This window comes from Micromonospora sp. I033, assembly GCF_053890995.1.
The window spans coordinates 1-6,076 of record NZ_JBSSLX010000284.1; the positions used below are offsets into that span (position 1 = coordinate 1).

The window sequence follows — 6,076 nt, forward strand, 5'->3', positions numbered from 1 at the left end:
GGGGCCAGCACGGCACCGATCACCGGGGCGTTGACCTGCTCGAACTGCTGGAGCGCGGCGGTGATCTCGCCGCTGCGGGTCCGCCCGGTCTCGGCCACCACGATCACCGCGTCGACGTGCCGGCCCAGCGCCTGGGCCTCCACGGCGAGGGTCGGCTGGGCGGTCTCGATCAGCACGTGGTCGAAGCGCGCGGACAGCTCGCGCAGGATCTCCAGCAGGCCGGAGACCGGCAGCTCGACCTCGGCGTCGAGGTCGCCCGGGACGAGCACCCGGAGCTGGCCGAGGCCCGGCACCGGGGCCAGCGCCTTGAGCGCCGGCACGTCCCGGCGGAGCACCGAGGCCAGGCTGTGCCGCCCCTCGGCCACGCCGGTGATGGCGCTCAGCACCGAGTCCGGCTTGGTGGTGAGCAGCGCGACCTGCTGGCCGGTGCGGGCGTACGCGGCGGCCAGGTTGGCCGCCACGAACCCGGCGGCGCTGCCGGCCGAGCCGTCGCAGAGCAGCAGTTGGCGCCCGCGACCGGCCTGCGCCGGCTCGGGCACCGCGGAGAGCAGCACGTTACGCAGCCGGCCCAGCTCACGGGAGATCTTGTGGGTGGCGGGCAGCACGGCCAGCGAGGGGGTGCGGGCCGGCAGCTCCAGCAGCAGCGGCAGGCCGACCCGGTCGGAGATGTCCCGCCCGCGCCGGATCCGGGTGTCCAGCCGGTCCAGCACCAGGGCCAGCACGATGCCGAGCAGCAGGCCGGCACCCATGCCGCTGGCCAGGTTCAGGGTGCGGTTCGGCGAGCTGGGGCTCTCCGGCAGCCGGGCGTCCGAGATGATCTCGCCCGGGTCGCTGTCGGCGGAGAGCAGCGGGCTGAGCCGGTTGTTCAGCGAGGTGAGCTGGTTGGTCAGCACGTTGCGGTCGGCCTCGGCGCGCTCCCGCTCCGGGCTGTTGGCCGGCGCCGCGGCGATCCGCCCGGCGACCGCGCTGAGCTGCTTGTTGACGTCGGTGATCTGCTGCTTGAGCGCGGTGATCTCGTTCTCCAGCGCCTTCTGCGCGGTGGCCTTGCGCAGGTCGAGGTAGGCCTGGGCGAAGGCGTGCGACCCGGACTGCGCCTGGGCGGGGCTGTCCGCCTCGTAGGCCACCTGGAGGATCTGGCTGTTCGGCGGGACGGTGACGGTCACCGACTTCACCAGCTGGTCGGCCCCGGTGCCGACCTTCATCAGGCCCTTGGCCCGCTCGGCCACGACCAGCGAGCGGATCACCTGCGCCTCGGTGTCGAGGTTGACCTTGGCGTTGGGGTTGTTCTCCGCGCCGGCGCTGAGCGGGCGCACCAGCAGCGACGTGCTCGACGTGTAGCGCGCGTGCTGGAGCTGGCTCACCGCCAGGCCACCGGCCAGGCCGAGGAGCGCGGCGAGGAGCAGGATCCACCAACGGCGGCGCAGCCAGCCCAGGTAGGCCATCAGCGCAAGACCGTCGGAGTCGCTCTCGGCCAAATGGGGTGAGGGCATCAGAGTCTGTCGCTCCCTTTCGACCGAGCCGGGCAGTCCACGGCACAGCTGGACCTGACCGTGACCTTGAGTGTCCCCGATCCGAACGATGAGGGAAAGTCTGCTCCCGTTCCGGTAAGCCTGCCCAGGTGTAGGCAGCCCGCGTAGATATGGCCGATCGGCGCTGGCCATTCGGCGGGTTTCCCGGTGTTGGGCCCGACCTGCCCCCGGAGGTCGGCGTCGCCGCCGGCCCTCGTGCGGAGCGGTGACGGAATCCTGACACATTCCGGCCGGTGCGGTTGGCCCGGCCCGTCGTGGCGGTCGTACCCCGGCTGACCTCGGCCGTCGCGCGCCCTGCCGGATCCCGTCCACGGGATTCGCGGGGTGACCCGACCGGTCGGTGGGGATCCGTCCAACGGCCCCTTCAGTTGTCCACCCCCGCGCCAGTAGGTTGTCATGGCGCGTCCGAGGGTCATTCGCGAGAATCCGGGCGCGGTCGCGGCGTACGGGGAGGAATGTTTGGTGAGCGGGTCAACCGATGACTCGGGTCAGGTCCTGCTGGTCGGCTCCAGTGGCGGGCATCTCGCCCAGCTCCTGGCGCTGGAGCCCTGGTACCGGGAGCGGCGTCGGGCGTGGGTCACCTTCGACACCCCGGACGCCCGCTCGCTGCTCGCCGGCGAGGACGTGGTCTGGGCCCACCACCCGACCACCCGGAACGTCCGGAACCTGGTCCGCAACGCCTTCCTCGCGCTGAAGGTGATCCGCCGGCGCCGGGTCGACGCGGTGGTCACCACCGGCGCCGGGGTCGCCCTGCCCTTCGTGGTCGCGGCGCGGCTGCGCCGGATCCCGACGGTCTACATCGAGGTCTACGACCGGATCGACAGCGCGACGCTGACCGCCCGGCTCTGCCGCCCCTTCCTCTCCGCGATGCTCGTGCAGTGGGAGGAGCAGCGCCGCATGTACCCGGAGGCGACCGTCGTGGGGAACCTCCTGTGACCGTTCATCTGCCGCGGCAGCGCGACGGCCGCTCGGTGCCGTTCGTGCTGGTCGTCGTCGGCACCGACGTGCACCGGTTCGACCGGCTGGTGGGCTGGCTGGAGCGGTGGCACGCCGACCGGCCCGGCGTCCGGCTCGTCCTCCAGTACGGGCACAGCCGCCCGCCGGCGCTGCCCGAGGCCACCCCGTTCCTCGGTCACGAGGAGCTCCAGCGGGCGATGGCCGACGCCACGCTCGTGGTGAGCCACGGCGGCCCGGCCACCATCACCGAGGCCCGGCGCACCGGCCACCTGCCGATCGTGGTGCCCCGCGACCCGACCCACGACGAGCACGTCGACAACCACCAGCAGCTCTTCTCCCGCCGGCTGGGCGCGGCCGGCATGGTCCGGCTCTGCGAGTCCGAGGCCGACCTGGTCGCCGCCCTCGACGAGGGGCTGGCCGACCCGGCCCGGTTCGTCCTGGCCGCCGACCCGGGCCGGCCCGACCCGCGCGCCGAGGCGGTGGCCCGGGTCGGCGCGGTGATCGACGACCTGGTGGCCCGCCGGGTACGCCAGCGCGCCGGCGGGCGGCGCCCGTGAGCGCCCCAGAGCCGGCCGAGCCCCGCGTCCTCTTCGTCGGTGGCCTCGGCCGCAGCGGCTCCACCCTGCTGGAGCTGCTGCTGGCGCAGAGTGCCGACGTGTGCGCGGTCGGTGAGGTGGTGCACCTCTGGGAGCGGGCGCTCGGCGCCGACGAGCGGTGCGGCTGCGGCGAACGCTTCACCGCCTGCCCGTTCTGGCGGCAGGTGGGCGAGCACGCCTTCGGCGGCTGGTCCGCCGTCGACCGGGAGGACGTGCTGGCGCTCAAGGACCGGGTCGACCGGACCCGGCACATCCCGCGCCTGGCGAAGAACTCGCTCTCCGCGGAGCAGCTCGCGGACGTCCGCCGCTACGCCGACCTCTACACCCGCATCTACCGGGCCGCTCTCGCGGCGACCGGCGCCCGCGTGGTGGTCGACTCCAGCAAGCACGCCTCACTCGCCTTCGCGCTGCGCTGGGCCGAGGGGCTCGACCTGCGGGTGCTGCACCTGGTCCGGGACAGCCGGGCGGTGGCCTACTCCTGGGGCAAGCAGGTGCGCCGGCCCGAGGTGGTCGACGGCGAGGACTTCATGCCGACCTTCTCGCCGTTCGAGGTGAGCAAGCTGTGGACCGCGCAGAACGCCGCCTTCCACCTGCTCGCCGCCCGGGCGCAGGTGCTGCGGCTGCGCTACGAGGACTTCACCGCCGACCCGGCCGGCACGGTCCGGCGGCTGCGCGAGTTCGCCGGCCTGCCGGACGACCCCGAGGCGCTGCGCATCCTCACGGACCCGCCAGCCGCCCCGTTCCGGGCGCACAGCATCGCGGGCAATCCGCTGCGGTTCAGCGGCGGGCCGTTGACCGTGCGGCGGGACGAGGCGTGGCGGAACCGCCTGCCGCGCCGCAGCCGGGCCGTGGTCAGCCTGGCCACGCTCCCCTTCCGAGTCCGCTACGGCTACCTGGGCCAGCGGGGATCCGACGAGTCCGTGGAGAAAGCATGAGTGGGCCGAGCATCTCGGTCGTCGTACCGACGCGGGACCGTCCGGAGCTGCTGCGCGCGGCGCTCGACGCGATCCTCACCCAGGCGCACCCCGGCCTGATCGAGGCCATCGTGGTCTACGACCAGTCCGAGCCGGACCGGTCGCTGGAGCTGGACCGGGGCGACCGGCGGGTCCGGGTCATCACCAACACCCGCAGCCCCGGGCTGGCCGGGGCGCGCAACACCGGCATCGAGGCGGCCACCGGTGACCTGGTCGCGTTCTGCGACGACGACGACGAGTGGCTGCCGGGCAAGCTCGCCGCCCAGCTCGGCGCGCTCGACGTGCACCCGGACGGCGCCCTGGTCAGCTGCGGCATCCGGGTCAGCTACGACGACCGGACGGTGGACCGCTCGCTGGACCGTTCCCGGGTGTCGCTGGAGGCGCTGCTCCGCGACCGCCTCACCGAGCTGCACCCGTCCACCTTCCTGATCCGCCGGGCCGCCCTGCTCGACGCGATCGGGCTGGTCGACGAGCAGATCCCGGGCAGCTACGCGGAGGACTACGAGTTCCTGCTCCGGGCCGCCCGGTACGCCCCGCTGGTCAATGTGGAGAGCCCGTACGTGCTGGTCCGCTGGCACAAGCGGTCGTACTTCGCGCAGCGCTGGGAGACCATCTCGACCGCGTTGCAGTGGCTGCTGCGCCGCTACCCGGAGTTCGCCACGGTGCCGCACGGCGAGGCGCGGGTGGCCGGGCAGATCGCCTTCGCCCAGGCGGCCATGGGCAACCGGCGGGACGCGGTGCGCTGGGCCCGCCGCACCCTGGCCCGCAACCCCCGGGAGCCGCGCGCCTACCTGGCACTGGCGGTGGCGAGCCGCGCCGTGCAGGCCGACCGGGTGCTGCGCACCCTGCACAAGCGCGGCCGGGGCATCTGAGCCGTACGCAGAACGGGCGGGCGACCATCCGGTCGCCCGCCCGTTCCCGCGCGTGGGGTCAGGCCACGCAGAAGGACTTCCAGGCCTGGATGCTCGGCTGGTCGAGCAGCCGGAAGTCACCCTGGCTGACCACCTGGTTGTAGTAGGCGACGAACTCCGGCCGCTGGCCGTTGAGGAAGCCGGTCATCGAGCGGATCCAGGTCGCCCGGCCGCTGCCCGAGTCGCCCGGCACCAGGTCGCTGCCGGTCTCCGCGACGCCCCACGGCTTGCCCAGCGCCTTGGACTTGCTGATCATCTCGCCGTAGATCTCCTGTGGCGAGGCGTAGCGCTTCCACTTGGCGCCCCAGTTGTAGCAGTCCCAACCGAGCGTCTCGATCACGTCGCCGCCTGGGTAGAAGGCGTCGAAGCTGCGCCCGGACTTCGGGTCGAGCGTCCAACACATGAGGATCAGCGTGTTGATCAGCTTGGGGTTGTTCGCCCGGTTCGCCAGCCCGGCGACCCGCTTCCAGGCCGTCCGGTAGGCCGCCGTGGTGAACGCGCCGCGCTCGACGTCGTCCTCCGGCTCGTGGAAGTACGACCAGTACACGTTGTGCTCGCGGGGGATCGAGGCGAACCAGGAGGCGAGCCAGGAGTCGTGCTTGCCAGAGTTGATCTCCTGCGGGGAGGCCTTGAAGGAGACCACCACGGTCCGGTCCACCACGTCGGCCCGGCTGCCGTTCCAGGCCGGCGGCAGGCCGGGGAAGAAGACCCGGGCCATCCGCAGCTTGCCGAAGGTCCGGTCGGAGCGGCTCAGCGCCTGCCCGAACGTCTCCCCGTTCTGCACGCCGATCGACGCGCCGGGCAGGGTCAGCCGGGTGCCGGTGAAGCCCGGGGTCGAGCCGGCGGAGGTCGACGGCGACACGGCCGGCTTGCCGCCGAGGCCCTGTGCGGCGCTCGGGGTGGGGGCGCCGGGCGTGGCCGCGGCGCTCGGGCCGGCCGACTGCGCCGGTCCGCCGGTCTGCGGCGTCTCGCCGGCCTGCGGGGTCGGGTCGGGCCGGAGGGCTGCGACGGCGGCGCCGCCGCCCGCGACGGCGAGGACGAGGGCAGTGGCCAGGGCGACCCGCCAGCGCCGCCGGGCACCCCCGGGCGGCGTCGGGGTCGGCGCGACC

At 73.7% G+C, this 6,076-nt stretch carries 6 protein-coding genes; 4 read left to right on the top strand and 2 right to left on the bottom strand.

The window, feature by feature from the left end; genetic code table 11:
* A partial coding sequence (locus ACW0Q9_RS28370) for a Wzz/FepE/Etk N-terminal domain-containing protein (protein WP_456186470.1) occupies window positions 1–1,490 on the bottom strand: 1,490 nt, incomplete at its 3' end.
* Window positions 1,491–1,988: 498 nt separating this feature from the next.
* Here ACW0Q9_RS28370 and ACW0Q9_RS28375 point away from each other — a divergent pair.
* Genes ACW0Q9_RS28375 through ACW0Q9_RS28390 form a run of 4 tightly spaced genes read left to right on the top strand, consistent with a single transcriptional unit; the run spans window position 1,989 to window position 4,928 of the window.
* On the top strand, window positions 1,989–2,465 hold the full coding sequence (locus tag ACW0Q9_RS28375; RefSeq protein WP_456186472.1) for a UDP-N-acetylglucosamine--LPS N-acetylglucosamine transferase: 477 nt from the start codon (window positions 1,989–1,991) through the stop codon (window positions 2,463–2,465).
* Window positions 2,462–3,043, top strand: coding sequence for a glycosyltransferase (locus tag ACW0Q9_RS28380; RefSeq protein ID WP_456186474.1), 582 nt, complete (start codon window positions 2,462–2,464; stop codon window positions 3,041–3,043). The genes ACW0Q9_RS28375 and ACW0Q9_RS28380 overlap by 4 nt, the downstream gene beginning before the upstream one ends.
* Window positions 3,040–4,017 (top strand): sulfotransferase family protein, encoded by a 978-nt coding sequence (locus tag ACW0Q9_RS28385; RefSeq protein WP_456186476.1) that lies wholly within the window; start codon window positions 3,040–3,042, stop codon window positions 4,015–4,017. Before ACW0Q9_RS28380 ends, ACW0Q9_RS28385 begins: the two co-directional genes overlap by 4 nt.
* A complete protein-coding gene (locus ACW0Q9_RS28390; protein ID WP_456186478.1) occupies window positions 4,014–4,928 on the top strand; it encodes a glycosyltransferase family 2 protein in 915 nt (304 codons plus the stop codon). Before ACW0Q9_RS28385 ends, ACW0Q9_RS28390 begins: the two co-directional genes overlap by 4 nt.
* A gap of 58 nt (window positions 4,929–4,986) precedes the next feature.
* On the opposite strand, the gene ACW0Q9_RS28395 is transcribed toward ACW0Q9_RS28390, so the two are convergent.
* The coding region (locus tag ACW0Q9_RS28395) for a hypothetical protein (RefSeq protein WP_456186480.1) at window positions 4,987–6,076 on the bottom strand (1,090 nt) is incomplete at its 5' end.